This is a genomic window from Aquabacterium sp. A08 (genome assembly GCF_011742065.1).
Genome location: NZ_JAAQQT010000159.1, coordinates 1 through 264, shown reverse-complemented (window position 1 = coordinate 264; position 264 = coordinate 1). Strand labels below are relative to the sequence as shown.

1 protein-coding gene is annotated in these 264 nt (G+C 70.1%); it reads right to left on the bottom strand.

Going from position 1 to position 264, the window contains the following annotated elements; all coding sequences use genetic code 11:
• A partial coding sequence (locus tag HA630_RS26730) for a sensor histidine kinase N-terminal domain-containing protein (protein WP_208299893.1) occupies positions 1–264 on the bottom strand: 264 nt, incomplete at both ends.

The following is a 264-nucleotide window of genomic DNA, read 5'->3' as shown; positions in this document are numbered from 1 at the left end:
TGCATCAGCACCAGCTGGTCGAGGTTGAGGCCGCGCGGCACCCAGGTGTAGGCCACCCGCACGTCCTCGTCGCGCACCACGTCGTCGCGCAGGTAGACCTCGCCGGGGCTCACGGCCAGTTCCGGGTTGGGCGAGGGGAAGTCCGGGTCGCCGCTGATGAGCACGCCGTTGCCGTCGCGCACCTGGTAGAACACCAGGTCGGTGTCGTCGGCGCGCAGCAGGTCGCGCGCCTGGGCGGTGAGGTTGAACTGGGTCAGGTTGTCG